The sequence below is a fragment of the Marinobacter sp. 3-2 genome (assembly GCF_003751355.1).
Taxonomy (GTDB): Bacteria; Pseudomonadota; Gammaproteobacteria; order Pseudomonadales; family Oleiphilaceae; genus Marinobacter; species Marinobacter adhaerens.
In genome coordinates this window covers 778,897-802,843 of record NZ_RJUQ01000011.1, presented here as the reverse complement: position 1 = coordinate 802,843, position 23,947 = coordinate 778,897, and the positions used below count along the sequence as shown (strand labels likewise).

The 23,947-nt window shown below is 57.4% G+C and carries 22 protein-coding genes; 10 read left to right on the top strand and 12 right to left on the bottom strand.

The features are described 5' to 3' along the window. Positions 1–47: 47 nt before the first annotated feature. On the top strand, positions 48–1,748 hold the full coding sequence (locus EDB94_RS05485) for a BamA/TamA family outer membrane protein (protein WP_108017689.1): 1,701 nt from the start codon (positions 48–50) through the stop codon (positions 1,746–1,748). A 9-nt stretch (positions 1,749–1,757) separates the two neighbouring features. On the opposite strand, the gene EDB94_RS05480 is transcribed toward EDB94_RS05485, so the two are convergent. Both EDB94_RS05480 and EDB94_RS05475 read right to left on the bottom strand, forming a co-directional pair. After that, positions 1,758–5,033 carry a carboxyl transferase domain-containing protein gene (locus EDB94_RS05480; protein ID WP_108017688.1) on the bottom strand — a complete coding sequence of 1,092 codons (3,276 nt, stop codon included), beginning with the start codon at positions 5,031–5,033 and terminating at the stop codon, positions 1,758–1,760. 121 nt (positions 5,034–5,154) lie between these two features. Then, entirely contained in the window at positions 5,155–6,060 is a 906-nt protein-coding gene (locus EDB94_RS05475; RefSeq protein ID WP_108017687.1) for a DMT family transporter, read from the bottom strand. 134 nt (positions 6,061–6,194) lie between these two features. Here EDB94_RS05475 and EDB94_RS05470 point away from each other — a divergent pair, with 134 nt between their 5' ends. The 4 genes from EDB94_RS05470 (at position 6,195) to EDB94_RS05455 (ending at position 9,959) form a co-directional block, all read left to right on the top strand. Beyond that, complete coding sequence (locus EDB94_RS05470; protein ID WP_108017686.1) at positions 6,195–7,091, top strand: LysR family transcriptional regulator; 897 nt, start codon at positions 6,195–6,197, stop codon at positions 7,089–7,091. Positions 7,092–7,225: 134 nt separating this feature from the next. Then, positions 7,226–8,215 carry a cyclase family protein gene (locus EDB94_RS05465; protein ID WP_108017685.1) on the top strand — a complete coding sequence of 330 codons (990 nt, stop codon included), beginning with the start codon at positions 7,226–7,228 and terminating at the stop codon, positions 8,213–8,215. A 36-nt stretch (positions 8,216–8,251) separates the two neighbouring features. Beyond that, the gene (locus EDB94_RS05460; RefSeq protein WP_108017684.1) at positions 8,252–8,878 is read left to right on the top strand and encodes an NAD(P)H-dependent oxidoreductase; all 627 of its coding nucleotides are present in this window, start codon (positions 8,252–8,254) and stop codon (positions 8,876–8,878) included. Between the two features lie 115 nt (positions 8,879–8,993). Further along, the gene (locus EDB94_RS05455; protein WP_062781481.1) at positions 8,994–9,959 is read left to right on the top strand and encodes a putative zinc-binding metallopeptidase; all 966 of its coding nucleotides are present in this window, start codon (positions 8,994–8,996) and stop codon (positions 9,957–9,959) included. A 20-nt stretch (positions 9,960–9,979) separates the two neighbouring features. On the opposite strand, the gene EDB94_RS05450 is transcribed toward EDB94_RS05455, so the two are convergent. Continuing rightward, positions 9,980–10,549 (bottom strand): NnrU family protein, encoded by a 570-nt coding sequence (locus EDB94_RS05450; protein WP_062781484.1) that lies wholly within the window; start codon positions 10,547–10,549, stop codon positions 9,980–9,982. Between the two features lie 125 nt (positions 10,550–10,674). Here EDB94_RS05450 and EDB94_RS05445 point away from each other — a divergent pair, with 125 nt between their 5' ends. Then, complete coding sequence (locus EDB94_RS05445) at positions 10,675–11,088, top strand: hypothetical protein (RefSeq protein ID WP_062781486.1); 414 nt, start codon at positions 10,675–10,677, stop codon at positions 11,086–11,088. 34 nt (positions 11,089–11,122) lie between these two features. Here the strand turns inward: EDB94_RS05445 and EDB94_RS05440 are convergent, their stop codons facing one another. Continuing rightward, complete coding sequence (locus EDB94_RS05440) at positions 11,123–11,656, bottom strand: prepilin-type N-terminal cleavage/methylation domain-containing protein (RefSeq protein ID WP_108017683.1); 534 nt, start codon at positions 11,654–11,656, stop codon at positions 11,123–11,125. A gap of 72 nt (positions 11,657–11,728) precedes the next feature. Beyond that, complete coding sequence (locus EDB94_RS05435) at positions 11,729–12,655, bottom strand: helix-turn-helix domain-containing protein (protein ID WP_108017682.1); 927 nt, start codon at positions 12,653–12,655, stop codon at positions 11,729–11,731. A gap of 119 nt (positions 12,656–12,774) precedes the next feature. On the opposite strand from EDB94_RS05435, the gene EDB94_RS05430 reads away from it, so the two are divergent. Continuing rightward, entirely contained in the window at positions 12,775–13,641 is an 867-nt protein-coding gene (locus tag EDB94_RS05430) for a DMT family transporter (RefSeq protein ID WP_108017681.1), read from the top strand. Here the strand turns inward: EDB94_RS05430 and EDB94_RS05425 are convergent. The 4 genes from EDB94_RS05425 to EDB94_RS05410 are packed head-to-tail and all read right to left on the bottom strand — an operon-like array spanning position 13,611 to position 15,863. Then, complete coding sequence (locus EDB94_RS05425) at positions 13,611–14,102, bottom strand: nucleoside deaminase (RefSeq protein WP_227499637.1); 492 nt, start codon at positions 14,100–14,102, stop codon at positions 13,611–13,613. The two genes, EDB94_RS05430 and EDB94_RS05425, sit on opposite strands and share 31 nt — an antisense overlap. Before the next feature lie 10 nt (positions 14,103–14,112). Then, complete coding sequence (locus EDB94_RS05420; RefSeq protein ID WP_108017680.1) at positions 14,113–14,742, bottom strand: DNA-3-methyladenine glycosylase; 630 nt, start codon at positions 14,740–14,742, stop codon at positions 14,113–14,115. A gap of 13 nt (positions 14,743–14,755) precedes the next feature. After that, complete coding sequence (locus EDB94_RS05415; protein ID WP_108017679.1) at positions 14,756–15,274, bottom strand: hypothetical protein; 519 nt, start codon at positions 15,272–15,274, stop codon at positions 14,756–14,758. A gap of 10 nt (positions 15,275–15,284) precedes the next feature. Beyond that, positions 15,285–15,863, bottom strand: a complete 579-nt coding sequence (locus EDB94_RS05410; protein WP_108017678.1) for a demethoxyubiquinone hydroxylase family protein — start codon at positions 15,861–15,863, stop codon at positions 15,285–15,287. A gap of 187 nt (positions 15,864–16,050) precedes the next feature. On the opposite strand from EDB94_RS05410, the gene EDB94_RS05405 reads away from it, so the two are divergent. After that, positions 16,051–16,500: a pseudoazurin gene (locus EDB94_RS05405; RefSeq protein ID WP_108017677.1), complete on the top strand. Its 450-nt coding sequence runs from the start codon at positions 16,051–16,053 to the stop codon at positions 16,498–16,500. A gap of 48 nt (positions 16,501–16,548) precedes the next feature. Here EDB94_RS05405 and EDB94_RS05400 read toward each other — a convergent pair whose 3' ends face one another. Continuing rightward, positions 16,549–17,487 carry a sensor domain-containing diguanylate cyclase gene (locus EDB94_RS05400; RefSeq protein ID WP_108017676.1) on the bottom strand — a complete coding sequence of 313 codons (939 nt, stop codon included), beginning with the start codon at positions 17,485–17,487 and terminating at the stop codon, positions 16,549–16,551. 166 nt (positions 17,488–17,653) lie between these two features. On the opposite strand from EDB94_RS05400, the gene EDB94_RS05395 reads away from it, so the two are divergent. Further along, on the top strand, positions 17,654–18,763 hold the full coding sequence (locus tag EDB94_RS05395; RefSeq protein WP_181259007.1) for an ADP-ribosylglycohydrolase family protein: 1,110 nt from the start codon (positions 17,654–17,656) through the stop codon (positions 18,761–18,763). Here the strand turns inward: EDB94_RS05395 and ovoA are convergent. Together ovoA and EDB94_RS05385 are read right to left on the bottom strand one after the other, a co-directional pair. Beyond that, complete coding sequence (gene ovoA, locus EDB94_RS05390) at positions 18,738–20,891, bottom strand: 5-histidylcysteine sulfoxide synthase (RefSeq protein WP_108017675.1); 2,154 nt, start codon at positions 20,889–20,891, stop codon at positions 18,738–18,740. The two genes, EDB94_RS05395 and ovoA, sit on opposite strands and share 26 nt — an antisense overlap. 107 nt (positions 20,892–20,998) lie before the next feature. Next, positions 20,999–22,192 carry a multidrug effflux MFS transporter gene (locus EDB94_RS05385; protein WP_108017674.1) on the bottom strand — a complete coding sequence of 398 codons (1,194 nt, stop codon included), beginning with the start codon at positions 22,190–22,192 and terminating at the stop codon, positions 20,999–21,001. A gap of 139 nt (positions 22,193–22,331) precedes the next feature. On the opposite strand from EDB94_RS05385, the gene EDB94_RS05380 reads away from it, so the two are divergent. Further along, positions 22,332–23,888 (top strand): BCCT family transporter, encoded by a 1,557-nt coding sequence (locus EDB94_RS05380; RefSeq protein WP_062781498.1) that lies wholly within the window; start codon positions 22,332–22,334, stop codon positions 23,886–23,888. The last annotated feature ends 59 nt before the right edge of the window (positions 23,889–23,947 follow it).

The window sequence follows — 23,947 nt, the reverse complement described above, 5'->3', positions numbered from 1 at the left end:
AGGCATCGCTGGGCTAAATTATTGTCTGGGCGCCTCGAGAGGTCAGTATGGTTTCCAGGAAAACGCTTGTTGTCTCGGGAATGGTTTTTGCCGGATCCTGCCTGGCCGCCGAATCGGGCCAGGGCGATTGTATTGCCAGCAGTATCCAGCCGGAAGCCATTGATCTGGACAAACCGAGAGATCAGCTCGCCCGCCAGAACGATCTGGTGATTTCCGAGGATGCACGCATCGCCAGCATCCGAGTTCTTCGCCGTCCCATCTTTGATACCACCGACCCTGAGCAGGACAACGCGCTCTATCGAACTCTGAACGCGCTCAACACGCCTACCTGGGAGTCCGCCTTGCGGGCCCAGTTGGTGTTTGAAGAAGGCGATGTCTACGAGCCCGAGCTTATCTCCGAATCCGAGCGGGTGCTGCGCCAGCGTGAGTATTTGACCGCTGCCTGGGTAGGCGTAACCCGGGTTTGTGGCAACGAGGTTGAGGTAAGCGTGCTTACCAGGGATACCTGGACACTGTTCCCGAGCGTGGGGGTATCCCGATCCGGGGGCGAGAATACCACCAACTTCGGGTTGTCTGACCCCAACTTTGCCGGATCAGGCAAGAGCCTTGGAATCGGCTATGCGAAGGACCCGGACCGCACCGAAACCAGTCTGTATTTTGATGATCCCAATGTACTGGGTTCGCATTGGCAGGCGGGGTTCTCGTTCGATGAGAGAAGCGACGGCCGGGGCCGCGGCGCCTATCTTGAGAGGCCTTTCTTCAGCGAGACCACCAACTGGCGTTTTGGGTTGAGCGGCATCGATGACGTAAGGGAAGAATCCCGCTATGTCGGCGCAAAGGCTATTGCCGATTATCGGCGCAGCCAGGAGTTCTTCAGTATCGATGGAGGCTGGCGCCTGGCGGAAAGGGACAGCCGGCAACTGAGGTTGCTCGCCGGCTACCGCTACAATGCACTCATGTTCGACCGTTTGCCCAACGAACCCGATCTCGACATCTTTCCGGACGACAGGACCCTGAGTTACCCCTGGATTGGCTTTGATTACCGCCAGAACCGTTTCCGTGAAATGACCAACCTGACCCGGCTCCAGCGGGTGGAAGATGTGCGGGACGGTTTCGTTTGGCGGACAGAGCTGGGCTACTCGGGCAGCGGGTTGGGTGCCACAGAAGACCGGGTGGTTCTGAATATGGATTTCCAGGATGCGCTGCATGCCTCGGAGACCAACTACGCCAGCTATTCCCTCAGCCAGAGCGGCACCTACCGTCTCGACGAAGATCGGGTGGAAAACCTGCTGGGCACAGTGAGCGTTCAGTACTTCCATGGCGGCTCAGAGCGCTGGAACAGCTGGTACACCAATCTCGCGTTCACCGCAGCACACAATCTGACAGCCGATCAGCAACTGCTGATTGGCGGGGAGAACGGCCTGCGTGGCTATCCCAGCGAATACCAGCAGGGTGACCGCAGGCTGCTATGGACCCTGGAGCGGCGCTATTTCCCGGACTGGCATCCGTTCAAGCTGTTTCGGGTTGGTGGTGTAATCTTCACCGACGTCGGCCGGGCCTGGTTCACTGACGACCGGAACAGTGGGCCGGACGAAGGTGTTCTGAAGGATGTTGGCTTCGGCATTCGGCTGGCGTCCAGCCGCATTGAGGTGCAGCGCATGCTGCACCTCGACTTCGCCTTTCCCCTGGATGGCGACGACAGTATTGATGATTTCCAGGTTCTGTTGCGGGGCAGAAGCCAATTCTAGAGCCCCCGCTCACCAGGTATCGACGAATTTCCCGCCTTCCCCAGACTGAATGCCGGAAGTGGAATTAAGTCCGCGTATCAACCACGCCCGCGTTTCCTGCGGGTCGATCACCGCATCAATCTCCAGATAACTGGCCACGTTGAGTGCCTTGCCTTGCTCATAGGCTTTGGCGACCAGGGTATCGAACATCTTCTGCCTTGATTCCTCATCAGGCTGGGCAGCCAGTTCTTTGGCAAAGCCCAGGCGCACGGCGCCTTCCCAGCCCATGGGCCCGAACTCACCGCTTGGCCAGGCGGCCGTAAAGAAGGGGGTGAGCATGCTGCCCGCTGCCATGGCCTGGGCGCCAAGACCGTACGCCTTACGCAGAATCACGGTGAAGAAAGGCACACTGAGTTTGGCTGCCGCCACGAACATACGTGAGATGTGGCGAATGGTGGCCTGTTTTTCGGCGTCAGGCCCCACCATGAAGCCCGGTGTGTCACACAGTGACAGGATCGGAAGGCTGTGGGCATTACAGAGCTGCATGAAGCGGGCAGCCTTGTCGCCTGCGCTGGAATCGACCGCTCCGCCCAGGTGGGCCGGGTTGTTGGCGATCAGGCCCATGGGACGACCTTCAATACGGACCAGCGCCGTGATCAGGCCTGGCGCAAACTGGCTGCGGAGTTCCAGGACACTGTCCTGATCGGCCAGGGTTTCGATAACCTGACGGATATCGTAGACCCGCATGCGGTTTTCCGGAATCAGGTGGCGTAGCCGTCGTTGATCGTCGCACTGCCAGCCTTCCAACGTGCCCTGAAAGTAGGACAGATATTTCTTCGCGACACTGACCGCTTCAGTTTCGTCCTCGACCAGGACATCAATCACACCGTTGGGCCCCATGACGGACACCGGCCCCACTTGTTCCGGGCTGAACCGCCCAAGGCCGCCGCCTTCAATCATGGCGGGTCCCGCCATCCCCAGATTGGCGTCTCTGGTGGCAATGATGGTGTCGCAGCAGCCGAGCAAGGCTGCGTTGCCGGCATAGCAACGGCCGGACACAATACCGAGCGTGGGCACGACGCCGGAGAGCCGTGCCATGCTGACAAAGGTATGACAGTCCAGAAAGGACACGCCGTTGGCGTCGGTGTCGGATGGGCGACCCCCGCCGCCTTCCGCGAATAGAACCAGTGGGATTCGCCATTGCTCCGCCAGAGCAAGAATTCGGTCTGCCTTGCGGTGATTCGTCAGCCCCTGAGTGCCTGCGAACACCGTGTAATCGTAGGCCATGGTGGCGCAACGCCCGGCTTCGGGGCCAAATGCCGGCGCGTTCACGGTGCCAATGGCGGTAATCAGGCCATCCGCCGGGCTCATTTCAGCCACTTTGTCCGCCGAACGTCGGCGTCGCTGTGCCGCCAGTGCAAGAGCTCCGTATTCATTGAAGCTGTCGGGGTCGAGCAGGTCTTCAACGTTCTCACGAGCGGTTCGCTGAGCAGTTTTACGCCGCTTTGCGACCGCCTCCGGTCGGCGCTGGTCAGTCAGCAGGTCATGACGCTCCAGAACCTCGGCGAGATCGGCCCGGATGTACTCCAAATCAACCGTCTCTTCATTCTGAATGCCGCCGGCCTCGACGTCGGCTGGTTCCAGGTAGACCAGTGCCTGCCCGTCGTTCACCGTTGTCCCTGGTTCTGCGGCAATAGCGTGGATGATGCCGGAGTTGGTTGCCTTGACCACAAACTCCATTTTCATGGCTTCAAGCACCGCCACCGGGTCGCCGATGGCGACGGAATCTCCTGGTGTCACATCGATACTGACAACCGTGCCTGAACTGGGCGCCTCAATGCCGATGGTGCCCGCCGGTGCGGCGATGGCGCCCGGGCTTTCGTCGACCGCCGAGGCAGATGCGTTGCCAAAGTGCAGGCGCGGGTGAGCGGTTTTGGTCGCTTCCGGGATCAGGTGTTTCAGGTTGTCTTCGACAAAGCGGGTGGTAACAGCCCAGGTTTCCACGCCGGAATGGCGGACCAGATTTTGCAGCAGACCAATATTGCTGCTGACACCGGTTAGCCGGAATTCGCACAGGGCGCGATAAAGCCGCCGAAGTGTTGAAGGGTAATCGCCGCCATGGGCAACCAGCTTGGCGAGCAGGGAGTCAAACGAAGGGCTGATGGTGTAACCGGTGTACCCGTAGCCATCGACCCGTAAACCCGGGCCAGACGGTGGCTCGTAGGTGCTCAGTGTGCCGGTAGCGGCGGTGGCATGACCATCGGCGTGGAGCGTTTCGCTGTTGATTCGCGCCTGAATCGCGAAGCCCCGCACGGTGGGTGCCGACTCAAGAGCCAGATCAGTGAGGCTCTGGCCGCCAAACAATTGCAGCTGGGTTTGAACGAGATCAACGCCGGTAATCTCCTCGGTGATGGTGTGCTCTACCTGGATGCGGGGATTGGCTTCCATGAAATAGAAACGGCCGGGGTGGTCCTCGTCCACCAGAAACTCAAAGGTGCCGAGACCACGGTAGTTAACGGCGCCGGCCAGTTTCAGGGCGCAGTCGATCATGGCGTCCCGGATCGAGGCGTCCAGTAAAGGACTCGGTGCAATCTCGATCAGCTTCTGATTTCGCCGTTGCAGGCTGCAGTCGCGTTCCCAGAGGTGACTGACGGCTCCGGTACCGTCGCCGACTATCTGGATTTCGATGTGCCTTGCCCGAGCGATCAACTGCTCAACGTAAAGTGAGCCGTTGCCGAACGCTGCCTGAGCCTCGGACTGGCAGCGCTGGAAGGCCTGCTCAAGTTCTGTTTCGGCGTGAACCGCCCGCATGCCGCGGCCGCCGCCACCGGCAATCGCTTTGATCATAAGAGGCCCGTGCTCGTCCAGGAAGGCGCGGGCCTCGGTGAGGCACACCGATCTGTTGATTCCCTTTATCAGGGGAACCTCGCAGCGCTCTGCCAGGGCCCTGGCAGCCGACTTGTCACCAAACCCCTCCAACACGTCGGGCGAAGGGCCAATAAAGATCAGCCCGGCCTGTTCGCATGCGCGGGCAAAACCGGCGTTTTCCGCCAGGAATCCGTAGCCAGGATGGACCGCCTCGCAGCCATGGGCCTTTGCGACGTCTATCAGTTGCGCTCCATCCAGGTAAGCCTTTACGCCATGGCCCGTTAAAGCCACCGCCTCATCGGCCATACGGGTATGCAGGCTGGCGTCGTCGTCTTCAGAGAATACGGCCACAGACCGCAATCCCAGTTCGCTGCAGGCTCGGGCAATGCGGATCGCGATTTCGCCGCGATTGGCAATCAGTACGGAGCGAAAAGTCATGGTGCCTTGTTCCCCGGGGTGTGATTTTTATTTTGGGCGACAGAAGCCACCATCCTAGAAACGGCATCCGGATCAGGCAAATGAATTTGTTTGAGGGTTGGTTATGAATGCCCTTGATGACTCAGGTTTCAGGGCTCGTTGGTTTCGTTCTGTTGCTTATCCGGAGCCCCAGGATAACCACGAGGGCGCCAAGCCAGATGCTCATTGAGTAGTGCTCGTTGAACCAGATTACGCCAATCAGTAACCCGAACATGGCGGCGACCGCGCCGAGCTGGCTGTAGAAAACCGGGTTGGAGCGACGCTGGAGTTCAAAGGCGCAGAGGTAGGTCAGCGCAGTTAAAAGGCCCTGCAGAATGACAATACCAAGAAGGTAAGATCCTGTGCCTACGGGAAAAATGGGCGTCCCAGTCAGACCTGCAAACAGACCAAGTGTCATAGCTGAAGCCAGCAATGTCCCTGCTGCGAGGACCATGGGCTTTACTGCATCAGGCCATGCCACTGAACGGTAGACGTTACCGATAGACAGCATGGCTGGGATGATCAGGCCCATGGCGAACCAGAGAAGGTTAGGGCTGCTGATCTCAGAATGACGTTGCAGCACGATCCAGGCGCAGGCAATGACCGCAATTGATAGCCCGGCCAGTTTGATCCAGCTGCGTTTTTCGAGCCCCATGCCAGTGGCGATCAGAAACGTAAATATTGGTGGCAGGGCATACATGATGCCCGTGAATCCTGCCCCCAGTTTTGTCACCAGATAAAACCCGATGACATTCGGGACCGCTATACCGGTCAGACCGCTGATAAGAAAATAGCAGCTCAGGCGACGTTCCAGCAGAGAGCGGCGTTTCTGGGAGAATACCAGCAGAACGGATCCTGCAATAAGCGTTTGCCAGAAAGCATAAGTGACGGCCGGCATACCTTGGGATGTTGCTGCTTTTGCCAGCGCCAACATCAAGGCGATCAGGAATCCATTGGCCAGCAGGAGGCCCCAAACTGCGGCCTGCGGCGGGAAAAGCGAACGCTGCATAGAGGCTATCATCACTGAGTGCTCCGGGTTGTGAGGGGCATTACCGTGAGCCAGTTTGCCGTAATTGATTAAGTTGATAACTGGGCGCATTCGAACAATACTTCTTCCAAATCGGAAATAATCAGGAGCGTTCAGTGGCCACCGACAAGCTGGTAGCGATGAACATCTTCAGGCGAGTGGCGGAGCTGGGCAGTTTTACCCGGGCTGCGGATGACCTGGAGATCACTGCGGCGACAGTCAGCAAACACATCGCTTTTCTGGAACGGGACCTCGATACGAGGCTGATCAACCGAACCACTCGCCGAATGAACCTGACCGATGCGGGGTTTGCCTTTCTCAAGCGTACCCAAGCCCTTTTGGATGAACTGGAAGACGCAGAACTGGAGGCAAGAGGGTTTCAGGCGGAGCCAAAGGGGACAATAAGGCTGAATGTGCCAATGTCTTTCGGGCTGACCCACATCTCAGAGGCTATCGACAGTTTTCTGAACCGCTTTCCCGAGATCGATATCGATTTGCAGCTCAGCGATCGGATGGTCGATCTGGTGGAGCAGGGCGTTGATATCGCCATCCGGGTTCGCAGTTCCCTGGCGGATTCGAGCCTGATGGCCAGACCACTCAGAAAGTCCAGGAACATCGTTTGTGCATCACCAGAGTATCTGAAGGATGTCCCGGAGATTCATGCCCCATCGGATCTGGCCAGGCATAATTGCTTGACGTTTACTCTCCATGACAGGCCGAGGGTTTGGAAGCTCGGTGATCAGGAAGTGATGGTCAGTGGCAACTTTCGAACAGACAGCAGTCTGGCAATCCGCCAGAGTCTTTTGAGTGGGGCTGGCATCGGTTACCTCCCACGCTTTTTGGTGCAGGAAGATATTGAATCAGGCTCCTTGATTCCTCTGCTTCCCGACTATCCACCCGAACCCTACACTGTATTTGCCCTTTTCCCACCCGGGCGTAAGCAACCCACGAAGGTCCGTCTGCTACTTGATCACCTCGATCAGTATCTGGGAGAGAAGCCGTACTGGGAATAGCGGCAATCTCGCGGCTAATCTTCTTTCTTTCCTTTATTGTTTCCGTTTTGGAAAATATATAGTTCTGTTCAGTCTGTTTTTTGGGCGTTTACGCACCCCTAGAGTTGCTACTTCAACCTGAAGGAGGCAACTCTATGAACCATCGCACTGCACTTTTCCAATCCACCTTTCTTGCCACTATTCTGGCACCGGCCATTGTGTTGGGCGCTGATGTGGCTTCGAGCCCCTGGGGGCCGGATGATGAAATTGGTCGCTTGAACATGATCACCCCGGAATCCCGAAAAGCGGCGCTGGAGAACCTGAACCCGGCGACAACCTACGATCTTAGCGTTGAGTACTACATCGGCATGCCCAGCTGGCAGGAAGCAGGAGACCCTCGATTCCAGATGTGGATGACCCATACTCCTAAGGGCACCCAAGTGGACGATCCCATGTCGGTAGGCGACGAGATGAACGCGCACGTCAGCTACACAGGCTCAGCATTCTCAATGTACGCGCACACGGGCACCCATATTGACGCACTTAACCATTTCGGCCTGAACGGCAAGGTCTGGAATCATTTTTCCGCTGAGGAGCATTTGGGCGACCGGGGTTGGAATCGGACAGGCGTAGAGAAACTGCCGCCGATTATTGCCCGGGGCGTGCTGCTGGATATTCCCGCGGCAAAAGGCCTTGACGAGCTTTCGCCCGGCTATCGAATTACGCGGGAAGACATCAAATACACGCTGACCGTTCAGGGGACCGATATTGCCCCGGGCGATGTGGTGCTGATTCGCACCGGCCGCATGCGCCATTACAGCGATGGACGCCGCTTTATGGTCAATGCGCCTGGGCTGGGAATGGATGCAGCGCACTATTTGGCCGGAGACAAGCAGGCATTGTCGCTGGGCGCTGACAATCTGAGCTTTGAGGGATTCCCGTCCGAGGACAGCGAAAACTACGTGCCCGTGCATACTTACCTGCTAGCCCAGCAGGGCGTCACGATTATGGAACTGGTAAACCTGGAGCAACTGGCAGAAGACAAGGTGTACGAGTTCGCGTTCATTGGAACACCTCTAAAGATTCGTGGCGGAGACGCCGCTCCGTTGCGGCCAATTGCAATACCGTATGCCTCTAATCGCTAATTTGCCGATCTTTGAATCTTTACTGGAGATATCGCTATGAACATTCATGAAGCCCTGGACTGGCGTTACGCCGTCCGCGAGTTTTCACCCGAAAAGCTTGGTGCCCATACGGTGGAAACACTGGTTGATGCGGCTCGCAAGAGCGCCTCTTCTTATGGACTGCAGCCCTATAAAATTCTGGTTGTCGAGAGCAAGTCGGTTCGGCAGGATTTGCTGGCCTACTCTTTTGGCCAACAGAAAGTGTTGGACTGCTCTCACTTGATCGTTTTTGCGGCGCAAACGGATATTGGTGACCACACGGTCGACAGGTATGTCACCCAGTTTGTGAAAACCCGCGACGTACCTGCCCAGGATATCTCCGGCTATGTGGCGCACATGAAAGAGGCGCTTGCAGCCAAATCCCGAGAAGAAAAACGGGTGTGGGCGCACCAGCAGGCCTATATTGCCCTGGGGACCCTGCTCACTGCGGCAGCTTCAATGCGAGTAGATAGCTGCCCGATGACCGGTTTCGATCACCAAGCCTACGATGACGTACTTGGACTGGCAAAACTGAGCCTTGAGACTACTGCCATCGTTGCTTTGGGTTACCGCAGTGCCCGTGACCGAACCTCCGGCTTACCGAAAGTACGTTTTGATTACGACGATCTGGTGATCAGCGTGTAAGTGATACCCGGTCGATTTGGTGGTCTGGCTGGTGTTCCTTGTCTATAGGGTATAGGTTCGGAAGAACGGCAACACATTTTCGAGCTTACTGCCGTTCAAGAGGAGCACCAGCTCTATGAAGGTTTTTTCCAACCCGGTTGGTTCCGGAAACCTGTGGTTTGACAATCTCACCACGGCACAGGGCACACCGGTCGCGTACGATCCACAGGCCAGGTCTTTCGTCCCGATGCCGCCCTTTTGCGCGAACCGGGACATCATCGGCTGCAACTGGATTGCGCCTGAACAGGGGGCCTTCTGTCGTTCCTGCGCGATGACTGCTCTGGCGCCCGACCCCAATATTCCTAACGCCATGCCCAATTGGGCCGAGACAGAAGCCTCCAAGCGCTGGGTGCTGGACAACCTCGGCCGTTGGCACTGGTTTCGCCCTGAGGATCCGGGCACGCGCCCGGTTTTCCACATGTTGGCCGAGGGGCTGACCCCGGTTGCCATGGGGCACGCGAACGGCGTGGTAACCATCAGCGTCGCAGAGGCGGATCCCGTGGTTCGTGCCACCCGACGGCAGGCCCTGGACGAACCCTATCGAACCATGGTCGGCCATATGCGCCATGAAATCGCCCACATGCTTTGGTGGCGCCTGAGCTTGCGTAAAGACTTTCTGGATGCGTTCCGGGAGATGTTCGGTGATGAACGCGCCGATTATCCGGCGGCCCTTGAGCATCACTACCATAACGGCCCGCCGCAAGACTGGCGACTGTTTTACCTGACCAGCTACGCCTCGGCACACCCGCACGAGGACTGGGCGGAGACTGCGGCACACCTGCTGCACCTTACGGACATCACCGACAGCCTGGTGTCATCCGGTCTGACCTCGCCCGAGGTGCCGAGACAGGGTTGGGATCCCTACTCGGAGCCCGACACGGCCATGCTGATCAATGTTGCTGCGTCACTGGCCATCCGGGTTAACCATGTGAACCGCTCCATGGGACTGTCTGACCTCTACCCGTTTGTCCTGTCCGAAACGGCGCAGCGCAAGCTTGCGTTCGTGCACGACTGGTTGCGCCGCGGGGCCCAGGGCCTCTAGTCCAGGTAAGTGCCGGTCAATCAGACCGGCGACACGCCAAAGAGCCACTGGTGGGCCCACACCACCATGACCACATACACGGCAAGGCCGCCAACGATCGCAATGACATCATTGGCTTTGGTCGCTGGCAACGTTGTGATGGCGCGCTGGGTTCTGCGCTTCATGGAGATCCGGTCGGCTACCGCCCAGGCAAGGAAGGAGCCGAACAGCAGAAGGTCGTGGAGCATCCCGTTCGCCAGAAGGTGAGCCAGAGCCCAGAGCTTGACGGCAATGAGCATGGGGTGCTTCAGTTTTGCCTTGATCTTACCCGGCAGGTAGGTGGCAAACAGCAAAGGGAAAACAGGCACCAGAAGCAGGAAGGCCACATGCTTGAGCCAGGCGGGCGGCATGTAGATCACCGTCGGATCCATCCGGGCGGCGCCGTAACCCCAGACGATTAGAACCAGACCGACGAGGGACACCACGGAATACAGTCCTTTGAAGGCTCCCTCGCCCATGGACGCGTTCAGTCGGTTGCGCAGGGGCTCGTTTACGATTGAAAGCGAATGCACGCCCAGAAACAGAATGAGACCAACGATCAGTGTGGTCATTTGCAAAACTCCTTTTGGCTTGAGCGACAGGGTTGTCTGATTGGCAGGACGCTTTCCTTGGAAAGCCCGTTTGGTTGAAATCCAGATAAGTATAGGAAACCGGGACAGCAGATGCCTGAGCGTTTATGATCGGCGATCTGATTCACCGGATTGAAAAGGCGCCCATGAAGTTTCCCAAGGTCACTGTTGTACTGGTATCTGCCGCCCTGCTATTTGTTCTATGGGACCAGACCCGTGAACAGCCCGACCCAATTGATGCAAACCGCCTGACCAATCTCCGGGCCAATCCCGTTGAACTCAGTGCCGCAGTCGACTGGATTTTCACCCAGATTCCGGACTTCTGTTCCGACGCCGCGGGCGAAGGCAGTGGCACGAAGGTTCACGCTGATTGCGTCGAAAAAGCCGAGGCAAGAACCTCTACTTGCCGTCGGATGCTTTACGATCGATTCCCGAGTGTTGTTGCTTCAGAGGCGACTTTCCGGGATGTTTCGCTCACCGCAATGGCGTGCCTTGTGCCCCGGTCTGGCTTGGTAAAGTAGGCTGCATTCAACCGATTTTCGGATAAGACGTGTGTCAGCATTCCGAGGTTATCTGGGTCACCGTGCATTCCGGATCGCCGAAGGAATCGTATTCGACATAGCAGCCGGGGCCGGCGCCAGATCCTGCAGGCAAAGAAAACCCTACACGGGTGTACTGGTTGTCGACGAAGGTCTCCAGGGAGGAATCGTTGGCGTCCACCGAGATGTAATCAAGCATTGTTAGCGTATCATCCGCCTCGGCGCGGCTTTCTGGGCACAGGTTGCGCCAGTCGACTTCCGAGCGGCCCGCTTCAGTTTCTATTACATAGTTGGTCTGTATTCCGCCGGGATTGCTGGCTGCTGGGGACAGCCCCTGTGCATAGGCTTTGCTTCTCACTATTCCTATTGTGCTTTTCATCGTGCCTTCCAGTGAATCCAATGCCGCCAGGCGGGCATCGGTTGAGAGGTCCGAAAATCGTGGCAGTGCAAAGGCGGCCAGAACTCCAAGAATGACAACGACGAGAACCAGTTCGATCAGCGTAAACCCGTTTGCATTCGGCTGTTTTTCGGGGCGAGTTGCGATGGCCATGGATAGTGCTCGTCTGAACGCTTTGATAAACAAAGTATTATTTCATGAAGTCTGAAACGGATCCATGTTGCTTCATTGATCGGACCCTGAGTGGGATCGATAGCCTGAAGGGCTGACTCCGAACCTGGACTTGAACGCCCGGCTGAACTGACTGGAATCATTGAATCCGCACGAGAGCGCAATGGCGGTGATTTTGTCTCGGCTGTTCCGAAGCTGGTCGCGAGCCAGGATCAAGCGTTGTTCCTGGACATATTGATAAGGCGCGCAACCGAACGTAGCCCTGAAAAGCCGGGCAAAATGATAGGGGCTCAGGTTGACCCAACTGGCCATTTCGGCAAGCGTTAATGACTGATCCAGATGAGCGTGGATTCGTTCCTGCAGCATTCTGCGGTACCGAAATGACAACTGCCCCGTGACTTCCGGCAGTGTCTGTCGGACGCCGGAATGGCGACTGACAACCTGGAGAAGGAGCCATTGTGCGAGGTGGTCCATGGCCATGGTCTGGCCGGGAGCCTGCCAGTCGCTGAGTGCCAGTAGCTTGCCGGCCTGGGCGAGAACCGGATCCTCGGCGTGGTACAGCTCGGAAAGCTGACGCTTGTCCGGATCGGCATCCCAGGTCTGTTCGGCGCATCGGGCGACGTCCAGATCGTTGAAATAGAGATGAAAAAATTCGAACTGTCCGCTGATTTGCCAACTTGAGCGGCTGCCTGCCGGGAACAGGCAGACGGCGCCCGGAAAGCCCTGGCTTACAACCTTTCCGTTCAATACCCTTCGGGCCTGCTCGCCCTTGTCTATGTAGATGCTCAGAGCATGGTGTCTGGGTCGCTCGTAACGCACTTCGCCCTGACGATTCTGCCATTGCGCCAGAGCCCGCCCCTGATCCAGTTCAAGCATTCGCTGCGGAGCGACGCCAGCCGTTCTCAGGGTATCGACAATGTCGCGATTGGCCGGCTGCAATTGCTTTGGGCATTCGGGCATGGGTTTGGAACCAGTCTGCATAGGGAGCCTCCGCAAGAATCATCCATGGTTCAGCAGGATCTGACAAGTTTTGGTGTGGCTTGTGCCCTATGCTCGTGCCTGCTCAACGATTGTTCCCGATAGCAACAGGAATCAACGCCATGCCCATCTCTGTTCACTATGGTTTGACGGTACTGATCTGGGGGCTCACCTGGACAGCGATTCGTTTGCAGGTTGAAGCGGCGCCGGTCGATCTATCCGTTTTCTACCGATTCGTCATGGCCTCTGCCGTCGCATTGCTGGTGGTAACTCTGGTGCGCAGACTGGAAAAACTGACCCTCAAACAGCACGGCTGGCTGGTGCTGCAGGGGGCAACCCTGTACAGCATCAACTTCCTGCTGATTTATCGTGCGGCTGAATCCATGACAAGCGGTTTGCTGGCGGTGGTGTTTTCTTTGGCCGCTCTGTTTAACGCGCTGAATGGCTGGCTCTGGTTGCGCCTGAGACCGACTGCCCGGCTCTATCCGGCAATTTCTCTGGGTATCACGGGCGTGGCCCTTCTGTTCTGGCATGATCTGCAGCTTGGCAATGCCACGGCGACCAGCATTCTGTTCGCAATTGCCGGAACCTTCTGGTTTTCCATGGGTAACCTGGTCAGCATCAAGGTGCGGATGTCCAAGGTGCCGCTCTTCCTCGCCAATGCGTGGGCCATGGTTTACGGCGCGGTGATTCTTGGCATCTGGTGCCTGATTCAGGGTGTGGAATGGGTGGTCCCCACTGCGGCGACATTCTGGGGAGCAACCGTCTTCCTGGCGGTGCCCGGCTCCATCATTGCCTTTTATTGCTACATCACCGTTATCCAGACTCTCGGGGCCGACAAGGCTGGCTACGCCACCGTGCTCTTCCCGGTGGTCGCCCTGAGCGTGTCGACCTGGCTCGAGGGTTTTGAATGGACAGCAACCGCGGTGCTGGGCGCATCCCTGGCCCTGCTTGGAAATTATGTTTTGTTTCGATCGGCCAAAGCATAACGCTGGTGTAGCTCGCGCACTGCGTCTGCCAGCGCGGGGAAGGGGCCCTCGGTGGGAACGCCCGGAACCACCTGGTTGATTGGCAGGGTTGCAACGGGCGGTGGCGCCACGTGCAGTTCATCCAGCCAGGTTGAAAGCTGCTCTGAAGAGCTTGCGTAGACGATGCGGCCGAGCCCCACCCAACCATGGGCAGCCGCACACATCGGGCAGTGTTCGCCAGAGGTATAGACCGTTGAAGCTGCTCGCTCGTCCGGGGTCATGTTGGCAGCCGCCCAACGGGCTATCTCAAACTCCGGGTGGCGGGTCTCATCACCGCCAGCGGTTTCGTTGTGTCCTTCGTACCTGACGGCACCGGTCTCATCCACCAGCACAGAGCCAAACGGCGGGTTCCCGCTATCAACGGCCATTGAAGCCAGTTCCACGCAGCGGGCAAGATGTTTCATTTCAGTTTCGTAGATCACAATTCCTCCTTCACTGACCTCGGGCGTCCAGGTAATGCATCCAGAGCATACGAGCCGCTACCGCGCGCCACGGCCCCCATTGTTCGGCAAAGGCCAGCTGCTCATTCTTTGTCGGGCGGGCATCGAGCTTTTTGATGTCCTGTATTGCGGATGCCAGTGCCAGATCGCCCTGGGGCCAGACGTCCGGCCTGCCCAAGGCCATCATGTAATAGATGTCGACGGTCCAGGGCCCCAAACCGGGTATATCCAAAAGGTGGCTTCGGCCCTCGGCATCGTCAAGTGTTGCGAGGCGGGAGAGGTCCAGCTCACCACTCGCTATCCGATTGGCCAGCTCAACACAATACCGGGATTTCTGCCGTGTGAGCCCGACATTCCTGAGCCCGGACTCGCCGGCGCGCCTCACAGAATCAGGCGTTACCATTTCAAGGTGGGACTCTAGCCGCTGGAACATGGTGGCGGCGGCTTTGATCGAGACCTGTTGTTCAAGAATGATGTGGACCAACGATGTAAACCCGGGTTCGCGAATCCAGGTTGGCGGGTATCCAAGTCGGGCTCGCACCTCGTAAAGGTCGGGATCTCTCTCAGACAGGACGTCAACGCCCATCCGCAAGGTTTCGTCAGTGATCGTCTTTTGTTGCATAAACCCCTTTTGCCTAGTGGCGAGCCGATTCCCGGTCTCCGTTCAAAATCTGCTGTTGCACATAGGAGCGAGCTTGCTCCGGCGGTAGAGACTCCATTGCAAAGGTCAGTGCCGACCAGACCAGAGCCATCATGACAGTCCGGAGTGAAACGCTGCCATCGGCGGGCAGTATCTGGTCGTCTGCCAATAAGGCATTGATGACCTGCAGGAGCTCGGGCGAAGAGCGGCAATCCTCAACAGTTGCAGGGATTGATGGTGCATCCGGGGAGACGTGTTCAAAGAAAAACGTTTGGGCCGCTCGGGCGTACCCGGCACGAAAAGGCTCCTGGTTCGAGCGTTCGATGATGTTTCCCATCGCGCTGCAGATGGAAGCGGCGATCGCGATGCCCGAGTAGCCGCCGGGTGTGTCGTGGCGAAGCTGGCGTTTCGATCGGAATTGTTCGAGCCGTTTCGAGATGGCCGTACCGTACTGGGCGATCTCGTCCACCATGTCAACGCCGCTGTCATCAAAGGGTTTGGATATCAGGCTCATGGAATGACTCTCAAATCAGTCGGGCAAACTGGACAGCCGCTTTGGAACCGGCCCCTACGAGCCCTGTCCATAGCCTCAGAACAAGACTCGCCTCAGCGGATCGATATTGCCCGGCTTCGTCACGATGGTGGACTTCGTCGAGCCGGCATGTCTCGAATCCTGCAAGTATAGCCCGCTCCGACTCGCGCCATGCATGCGGAGAAAGCGTTTTGATCTGCTCCTGGTAGTGCAGGTCAACAAAGGTTTCCACGGCTTCGATCGTGGCGAAAATCGCCTGTTTTCCCATCAATGCCGGGATAAGCCCCGTCAAAAAGCCGGCCAGGCGCCACAGTGGCAGCAGCAGGCTCGGGCGATAGCAGCACTGAAGCTGGTTAAAGAATCGCAGATGCTCGCTCTCCGAGGCCAGGTGCTCCGTCGCGAAATCCAGCAGCTCTTTTCGGGGGCGCGTCGCCAGAATTCCCCGGTAAATCCACACGGCACCGGTTTCCCCCGCATGACTGCAGCGCAGCTCCTGCTCGAACTGCCGGCTTACTCCAACCTGGGAGAGCTGCTGGTGGTGTATGCCGTCGATCTGTAGTTCCGCCATCATTCAATATCCGCAGACACGATGGCAGTTTGTACGAAACAGACCCTCATTGGTTCTCAGGACCGATCCCTGGCGAACGAGTGGTGTCATTCCCATAAGGATATGCCCTTAGAGTCGAAAGGGATCCTGATGTGGGTAGGATGCGTAGTACCTAGTGCTTTCAATGACCAACCAATGAGGTGAAGTCACTATGAAATTAACGCTTAAACACACCGTTGCTGCATTCGCGCTCGCTCTGATTTCCGGGGTTGCGATGGCGGCGGAACACGTCGTTGAAATGAAGAATTCCGGCGCTGACGGCGCCATGGTCTTTGAGCCGGGATTTGTGAAGGCCGAGCCTGGCGATACCGTCAAATTTGTTCTTGTCGATCCAGCACATAACTCCGTTTCCGTAGAAGTACCTGAGGGTGCTGAAGGCTGGCAGAGTGCTATCAACGAAGGCATTACGGTAACGCTCAACGAAGAAGGGGTATACGTGTACAAATGCACTCCCCACGCTGCGCTGAACATGGCCGGTGTCATTCAGGTAGGCGAAGCGGTCAATTACGACTCTGCGAAAGGCGCCGTGGATAAGCTCACTGCAGCCGCTGCAACGAACAAGGACCGTCTGACCGGTTACTTCGAGCAAGTCCAGAAGTAAGTTAGTCGGGATAAAGGCCGCTCAGATTGCTGCGCGGCCTTTTCTCTTTTAATCGAAGACAATGCGATTACGGCCGTCCCGCTTCGCTTTGTAGAGTCGCTGGTCGACCAGATCCAGGAAATCGGCGATGCAGTCGTCGCGTGAGGGAACCACAGTGCCTATTCCCATGCTCATCGTAACCTTTTTACTGTTCGGGCTGTCCCCCTGGGGAATCTGTTCCTCAAGGAGTAACTGACGGCAACGTTCAGCCACACTGATGGCAGCTGACGCGTCCGTTTCGGGCAAGACGATTACGAATTCCTCACCGCCGAACCTTGCCACGAAGTCGCGGGGACGTTGGGCCGCGTTCTCCAGTAGCGTAGCGATTCGTTTGAGACACTCATCGCCCTGCAAATGGCCGTTCAGATCGTTGTACGCTTTGAAATTGTCGATATCGAGCAGTATGACTGACAAAGAGGACTGGTGTCGGATGGCGTGGTTCCAGTTCTCGTTCATGACGGTATCAAACATTCGGCGGTTTGCGACGCCGGTAAGTCCATCCTTATAAGAGTACTCTTCCAGTTTTTTCTGCAGTGCGACCAATTCGTCCTCGGTTTTCTTGCGCTCGCTGATGTCGAACATAAAGCCGATAAGAGCCTCGACATCGCCGTTATCGTCACGCAGTACATGCACTACATCCCGCAACCAGACGTATTCTCCTTGCTCCGTCAGGGCCCGATAGTCCGCCTCATGATCGACTCCGGCCTCGGATTGCGATACGCAGAAATTGACAACCCGCTCCCGATCCTCGGGGTGCATGCGGGTGGCCCAATCGTCTACGGTTAGCCAGCTGTCCTGGGACCAGCCGAGCAAGGCTTCAATCTGGGGCCCTATGTACTCGAATCGCATGGTTCGCCAGTTGATTTTCCAGGGAATCGCTCTGGTTGATTCCAATAAGGTTCTGTAAACAGAGCTATCTTCAACCAGTCCAGCGGGGTTGTCACTCAATGCATTTTTCTCCGATTACCGAGCCAGAGCAGCTCTGTTTCTGGGTGATGAACGTAAAAGGAACGTGGTTTCCTATGGTTAAGATAAACCAGTCCCCGCATCAAAAATACCGCTTTTGGTGCTTGCCAGTCTTCGGGATGATCCCGTTGTTCCAGGAGGTGTGATTGTGAGCATTGATCCGGTGCGTAATTCTCGAGTCACGAACGCACTGAAAACACAGTTCGTTGCTGATGCCCTCGCCATGCCCGTCCACTGGTATTACAACCCCATGGACATTGAAAGGGCTTTTCCCGGCGGAGTCCAGAAATTCGAGGCCGCACCGGAGTTCCATCCTTCGTCGATCATGTCTTTGCACTCCACCCGCCGTGGTGGTCGCCGTTATGGTCAAAATGCTGAGGCGGAGCCGAAAATTGTAGGCGAGGTTATCCTCAAGGGCCGCGACCAGTTCTGGAATGTGCCGAACGTGCATTATCACCATGGCATGGGTGCGGGAGAGAATACCCTGAATGCCCATTGCAGCCGCGTGCTCATGCGTTCCCTGGCGGACGGGAACGGTGAATACAGTTCTCAGGCGTTTCTTTCGGCGTACATCGGCTTTATGACCGCCGATCCACCGGCGCATCCGGATACTTATGCTGAATCCTACCACCGAGGGTTTTTCGCCAATTATGCGAAGGGTTTACCGGCGCAGCAGTGTGCCATGGTTACCCACGATACGCCCTCCATCGGTGGCCTGGTGACGATTGCTGCACTGGTGTTTGCGGAGCGACTCCGTGGCAGGGACGTAACCGGTGTTCAGGCCCATTGTCGGGACCATCTTGCGCTGACCCATCCGGATGAGAGCTTGATGAGGGTATGCGACCGCTACGTAAAACTGCTCTGTGGTCTGCTCGAAGGTCCCGATGACGAGGGTATCAAGGCGCTGCTTTCAGAGGCTGGCAAGGGTGCTGGCGGGCTGGATGTCGTCGGATTGGTCAAGCGGAACCTGCCCGACAACCAGGTTGTGGGCCGGATGTATTCGCCAGCGTGTTATATCTCCGACTCCTGGCCGGTCGTTCTTTACCTGGCCTACAAGTACCGGAACGATCCATGGCTGGCGCTTCGCATGAACACCAACCTCGGTGGCGATAACGTTCACAGAGGCATCGTGCTGGGGACGCTGTTGGGGCTGACAACCGGTCAGGTGGCCACCAACTGGTTCGATCAGTTGGTGGACCACGAGGCGATCAGTGAGGAGATCACCGCGCTGATCAGCGCGGCAAGCGCTCCCAGATAGTCACTTCAGACAGGGTATGCTGGAACTTGTGTTGGGTTTCGCGGATAACGAAAGGCACCTTTTTCGGCTCACTGACTAACCGGAAATGCTGTGAGAGGTGTTCTTTCAGGCCATCCAGCGTGGTGTGATTCTCACCATCCTTCTTGAAACCGCCAATCCACTCTTCTTTGGGCGTATGTTCTTCCAGCCAGGTGTAGGGAGAGGCAATGACCAACAGGCCACCGTCGTTAATGCGCTCGTGAATGCTGTCCAGGAAGCGCCTTGGGCGGTAAAGGCGATCAATGAGGTTGGCCGCCAGAACAAGGTCGTAGCCCGAGTACTGCGGTTTCAGGTTACAGGCATCGCCCTGGTAGAAGCTTACCCGACCTGAGCATTCCTCAAGACCCAGCTCTTTAAGTGTCCGGGTGTGATAGCTGACCAGTTCACCTTCCTCTGCCAGCGCATAGCGAATGGAGCCCTGCTCGGCCATCTCCACGCCCAGCCTGATAAAGTTGGCCGAGAAATCGACACCTTCCACCTCGTCAAAGCGCCTTGCCAATTCAAAGCTGGACCGGCCGCAGGCACAGCCCAGATCCAGGGCTTTTCCGGTTGGCTTGCCCGTCATCGCATCCAGGGCAAGATCCGCCAGGGCTTTGGGGAAGTTCTCGACACCAAACCAGGTGTCACCGAAGTGGAATTCCGCGTATTCAGTCAGCAACCGGTCGCTTTCATAGTAGGCGTTGGGTTGCACGGCCTCGTTTTCGGAGGCGATGTAGCGGAAGCCGGCATGCTGGAAGAAGTGCCTGCGGAACGCATAACGAGCCGACAATCGGGCTTCGTTGCCGCAGGAAATCCAGGATCCGCCCTTGATCAGGTTGTGTTGCCCGTCGAACGTCGGCGTTGTGAAATCGTCGTACAGCGGATGAACCTTGAAATTATCGAACGGATAGGTCGGTGTCTCCGTCCATTGCCAGACGTTGCCAACAACGTCGAACCACTGACCGTGCCGGAACCGGGTAACCGGGCAAGAGGATGCTCCATGGTCGAGATGCAGGTTGGCATTGGCGGGATCATGGCCCACTTCTTCGATGCCGGCCTCGGCGCACAGGCGGTACCACTCGTCCTCGGTTGGCAGGCGGATTGGCTGGCCGGTTTGCTCCCGTTTCCACTCACAAAAGGCTTTGGCCTCGTGGTAGTTCACCTCGACGGGCCAGTCCCAGGGCATCTCGACCTCTTCAGTCATAAGGCGCAGATGCCAACCGTTCTGCCAGCGCCAGAAAGTCGGATGCTTCGCCCTGGCAAATTGCCGCCAGGCACAACCCTCCTCACTCCAGAATCGATCTTCCTGGTAACCACCGGCTTCAACAAACTCCAGGAATTCCTGGTTGCTGACGAGATACTGACTGGCCCTGAACTCATCAACCTGGGCCTCGTGTTCGCCGTACTCATTGTCCCAGCCGTAGAAGGCGTCGTCGTATGATTTGCCGATGGAAACTGTGCCAGCCGGTACGGTGAAAAGTTCGTTTTCGGGTGCTTCCCCGGTCTCGCGAATCGGCTCCCATTCTGGCTGCGGCCGCACCTTTGAGAGGTCGTGTTGCCGGATCAGCACGGACGAGGTCTCAAGGTGGATGCGTTCGTGCTCAACACCCATAACGATCGGCCACCAGGGATTCTCCCAGTTGATCGGCAGGCTGAGCGGGAGTGTTTCAATCAGGTCCAGAACGGTGGCGCGGACTTTAACGCGATAATCCAGCACCTCGGCAACGGTGGGCCAGTCGTAATGATCTTCGTCCAGGTCGTCCCAGCTCATCTCATCAACGCCCACCGCGAAAATCGACTCCATGTGAGGGTCGATGCGCTCTGGAAGGAGTTTGGCCAGCACCAGTTTATTGACGAAAAAAGTTGCGGTGTGGCCGAGGTAAAAAATGAGGGGGTGTCTCAGGGGAATCGACTTCTGGAAATAGCCCGAATCACCGGCGAGGCAGTCGAAGAGGCGCGTGTAGGTATCAAAGGTGTTGATGAAGTAGGAAGCAATTTCGGCGCGTTTGTCCTCCACAGACCCAACACTCAGATCCGGCGTTCTAAGCAGGCCGACTCCGGGTTTGAGGGCTCGGCTGGGGGACTGCACTTCCGGTATTGGCATTGTCATTTCTGGACACGTCCTTTGTTGTGTTTGCTAACAGCAATACGTCTTGTGGGTGGGGGATGGTTCAATTTCCCCCTAAAACTGTTCAGACGATTCCTTTGCCGAAATTGTTACAAGCCGGATTCTTTGGCCAAAGCTACCGCTCGGGGCGCGCCCAGTGCAAGAAGAACGGCACCCGATGAACAGGCAAGCATTGAAACTGCGATGCTCAGGAGTGTCTGGTCTCCAGAAACAGAGGATAGGGTGCTGACTGCCCCGGCAATGGTGAACTGCGATGCGCCCAGAAGAGCCGCCGCAGTGCCGCTGAGATTCGGAAAGAACTCCATGGCGTTGGCCATGTTATTGGGCACGATGCCGCCCTGGCAGCCGATGGCAACGATGATGCACCCTGCCACCAGCCAGAGGGGCCCCTGGAACTGCACGCTGGCAACCAGAGCCACAAGAGCCAGGCATTGTGCAATAACCTGGGCACGCACCAACTGCACCGAGGAAAATCGCCTCAGCAGCGGACGGTTAGTCAGATTCAGGGCAGCCATGAACGCAATGTTGGCGGCGAACAGAAGGGCGAAGGTGCTGTTGGAGAGCCCGTACCATTCCTGGTAGATAAATGAGGAGTGGGTGATGAACAGGAGCATAGTGCTGAAACACAGAACCTGAATGCCGATAAAACGCATGGTGGTTTTGTGTTTCAGCACCAGCAGGTAATTGGTCACCAGGGAGCGAATGGGCGTGGTTGTCGGTGTGCGCGGTTGAAGCCTGGGGAAAAGCGCCAGTTGGAGAGTCAGCACAAGAAACGCGGCATAGCCGGCCAGCATCAGGAATATCCAGTGCCACTCACCCAGTGCAAGCATCAGTGAACCCAGCGACGGCGCCGCAGCGGGCGCTATGAACATGATCAGGCCAATGAGCCCGAACAGCCGGGCAGCGTCCTGTCCACTGACTTCGTCGCGAACAATCGCAGGAACCGACACCGCACAGAAAGCGCCACCAATGCCCTGCGCGATCCGCCAGAACACCATGTCGGACAGGGTGTCAGCCAGCGATACCATGACTGCACCTGCCATAAAAATTAGCAATCCACCGAAAAGCACCGGTTTGCGACCGTATCGGTCAGACAGGGGGCCGCCCACCAGCTGGGCAAGCCCCAGGGTGGTGACATAGGCGCTGAGCGTGAGCCCCACGTGCCCGTGATCAACGCCCAAACCGTCGGCAATGTCCGGGAAAGCGGGCAGGTAGGCATCAAGTGCCAATGGCCCGAGCGCTACGGTCATGCCCAGCAGTATGGCCAGGTGCAGATGCGACAAGAGTGATCTCCTTGAAAGGTAGAATCCTAACAATACGGTGGCATATTTCATCAGACCATGCGTATTTTCAGAAATCCCCCGTGCATGATCCATTCACTTCCTGTAGCCTGCGCGGCTTTTTCTTCCGGAGGCAGACCTTATGACCGCTCAATCCCAATCTCTCCCGCGAGCCCGAAGCGGGCCGCTTGCAGACAGTGATCCCGTTGTTCTAGTGCTCACGATCGGCTTCATACTTCTGTTCGTGGGTGCCTCGATCGTCGACAGCGGATACGTGGCCGACCTGATCGGAGCCGGGTTTGCGTGGACTGCAACCTATCTGGGCTCTTTTTTCCAGGTGCTGCTGCTACTCACGTTTTTCATCGCTATGGGAACAGCCCTGAGCCGGGCCGGCGCTGCCCGAATCGGCGGACTGGATCGGCCGGAGATTGGTCGTTTTCGCTGGTTGTCGATGATCATGTGCACCCTGCTGGCCGGGGGCGGAGTGTTTTTTGCTGCCGGGGAACCGGTTTACCACTTCGTTGTCACACCGCCGGCCTTTGATACCGAAGCTGGCTCGGCCGCAGCGGTCGCGCCCGCCATGGCCCAGTCGTTCACGCACTGGGGTTTCCTGGCCTGGGCCGTGTTGGGCTCCCTTACAGCTTTGGTGCTGACCCGGGCCCACTACGGTCAGGGCAAACCCCTGCAGCCAAGAACCCTGCTATACCCGGTGTTTGGTGAGAAGGTCATTCAAGGGCGCCTTGGCGGTGTTATCGATGCCTTCTGTGTGATTGCCGTGGTAGCGGGGACGGTTGGCCCCATCGGTTTTCTGGCCACTCAGATGAGTTTTGGGTTGCATGAGCTGTTTGGCGTATCGGATGGATATGGCACTCAGTTGACGGTATTGGTGGTGCTGGCCGGCGTCTACATGACCTCTGCCATGACCGGACTGCACAAGGGCATTCAGTTGCTGAGCCGTTTCAACGTGATTCTGGCGCTCGTCATTGCCGGGGTCATCTTTGTCTTCGGGCCAACGCTCTTCCTGGCCAATACCTACACCCAGTCGATGGGCGAATACGTCACCTCGTTCTTTGCCATGGCAACCATGACCGCTGAAACCGCCCCGGCCTGGTGGATGAAATGGTGGACGGTGTTCTTCTTTGCCTGGTTCATTGGCTACACGCCGTTAATGGCGGTCTTCGTCGCCAGAATTTCCCGGGGCCGGACGGTTCGGGAAATGGTTCTGGCCGTGGCCGTTCTGGCGCCCATCGCGACCACCATCTGGTTCACACTGCTCGGTGGTTCCGGCATTTACCACCAGCTTGCCGGCACCTTCGACCTGACCGAAGCACTGAACAACTTCCGCTTTGATGTGGCCACACTGACCGTGGCACAGGCCCTGCCCGGCGGCACCTGGATGGCGGCTGCGATTCTGCTGCTGACAACCATTTTCGTGGCCACCACCGGCGACTCCATGAGCTATTCCATTGCCATGGTCGGGGCAGGCCATGACGAACCGAACCCGTGGATCCGTGTCTTCTGGGGGGGTGCCATGGCATTGATGGCAGCGATTCTTCTGTACATGGGGGCGGGCCAGATCGGCGTGCTCCAGCAGTTTATTGTGCTGACGGCGATTCCGGTTTCACTGATCATCCTTCCCTCGCTCTGGACCGGGCCGAAAGCGGCCATGGCAATGGCGCGTGAGCAAGGGCTGGTCTAGGCTTTTATGGAACACAGCGGGACAGGGACGTACTTCCCCGCGAACTCCTATGATCGAAA

Bases quoted from the DNA above. Each gene is read 5' to 3' on its own strand.
- EDB94_RS05440 (WP_108017683.1), bottom strand. From the start codon at position 11,656: ATGGCCATCGCAACTCGCCCCGAAAAACAGCCGAATGCAAACGGGTTT.
- EDB94_RS05485 (WP_108017689.1), top strand. From the start codon at position 48: ATGGTTTCCAGGAAAACGCTTGTTGTCTCGGGAATGGTTTTTGCCGGA.
- EDB94_RS05445 (WP_062781486.1), top strand. From the start codon at position 10,675: ATGATCGGCGATCTGATTCACCGGATTGAAAAGGCGCCCATGAAGTTT.
- EDB94_RS05480 (WP_108017688.1), bottom strand. From the start codon at position 5,033: ATGACTTTTCGCTCCGTACTGATTGCCAATCGCGGCGAAATCGCGATC.
- EDB94_RS05430 (WP_108017681.1), top strand. From the start codon at position 12,775: ATGCCCATCTCTGTTCACTATGGTTTGACGGTACTGATCTGGGGGCTC.
- EDB94_RS05410 (WP_108017678.1), bottom strand. From the start codon at position 15,863: ATGATGGCGGAACTACAGATCGACGGCATACACCACCAGCAGCTCTCC.
- EDB94_RS05465 (WP_108017685.1), top strand. From the start codon at position 7,226: ATGAACCATCGCACTGCACTTTTCCAATCCACCTTTCTTGCCACTATT.
- ovoA (WP_108017675.1), bottom strand. From the start codon at position 20,891: ATGACAATGCCAATACCGGAAGTGCAGTCCCCCAGCCGAGCCCTCAAA.
- EDB94_RS05435 (WP_108017682.1), bottom strand. From the start codon at position 12,655: ATGCAGACTGGTTCCAAACCCATGCCCGAATGCCCAAAGCAATTGCAG.
- EDB94_RS05420 (WP_108017680.1), bottom strand. From the start codon at position 14,742: ATGCAACAAAAGACGATCACTGACGAAACCTTGCGGATGGGCGTTGAC.
- EDB94_RS05405 (WP_108017677.1), top strand. From the start codon at position 16,051: ATGAAATTAACGCTTAAACACACCGTTGCTGCATTCGCGCTCGCTCTG.
- EDB94_RS05415 (WP_108017679.1), bottom strand. From the start codon at position 15,274: ATGAGCCTGATATCCAAACCCTTTGATGACAGCGGCGTTGACATGGTG.
- EDB94_RS05380 (WP_062781498.1), top strand. From the start codon at position 22,332: ATGACCGCTCAATCCCAATCTCTCCCGCGAGCCCGAAGCGGGCCGCTT.
- EDB94_RS05460 (WP_108017684.1), top strand. From the start codon at position 8,252: ATGAACATTCATGAAGCCCTGGACTGGCGTTACGCCGTCCGCGAGTTT.
- EDB94_RS05450 (WP_062781484.1), bottom strand. From the start codon at position 10,549: ATGACCACACTGATCGTTGGTCTCATTCTGTTTCTGGGCGTGCATTCG.
- EDB94_RS05475 (WP_108017687.1), bottom strand. From the start codon at position 6,060: ATGCAGCGTTCGCTTTTCCCGCCGCAGGCCGCAGTTTGGGGCCTCCTG.
- EDB94_RS05455 (WP_062781481.1), top strand. From the start codon at position 8,994: ATGAAGGTTTTTTCCAACCCGGTTGGTTCCGGAAACCTGTGGTTTGAC.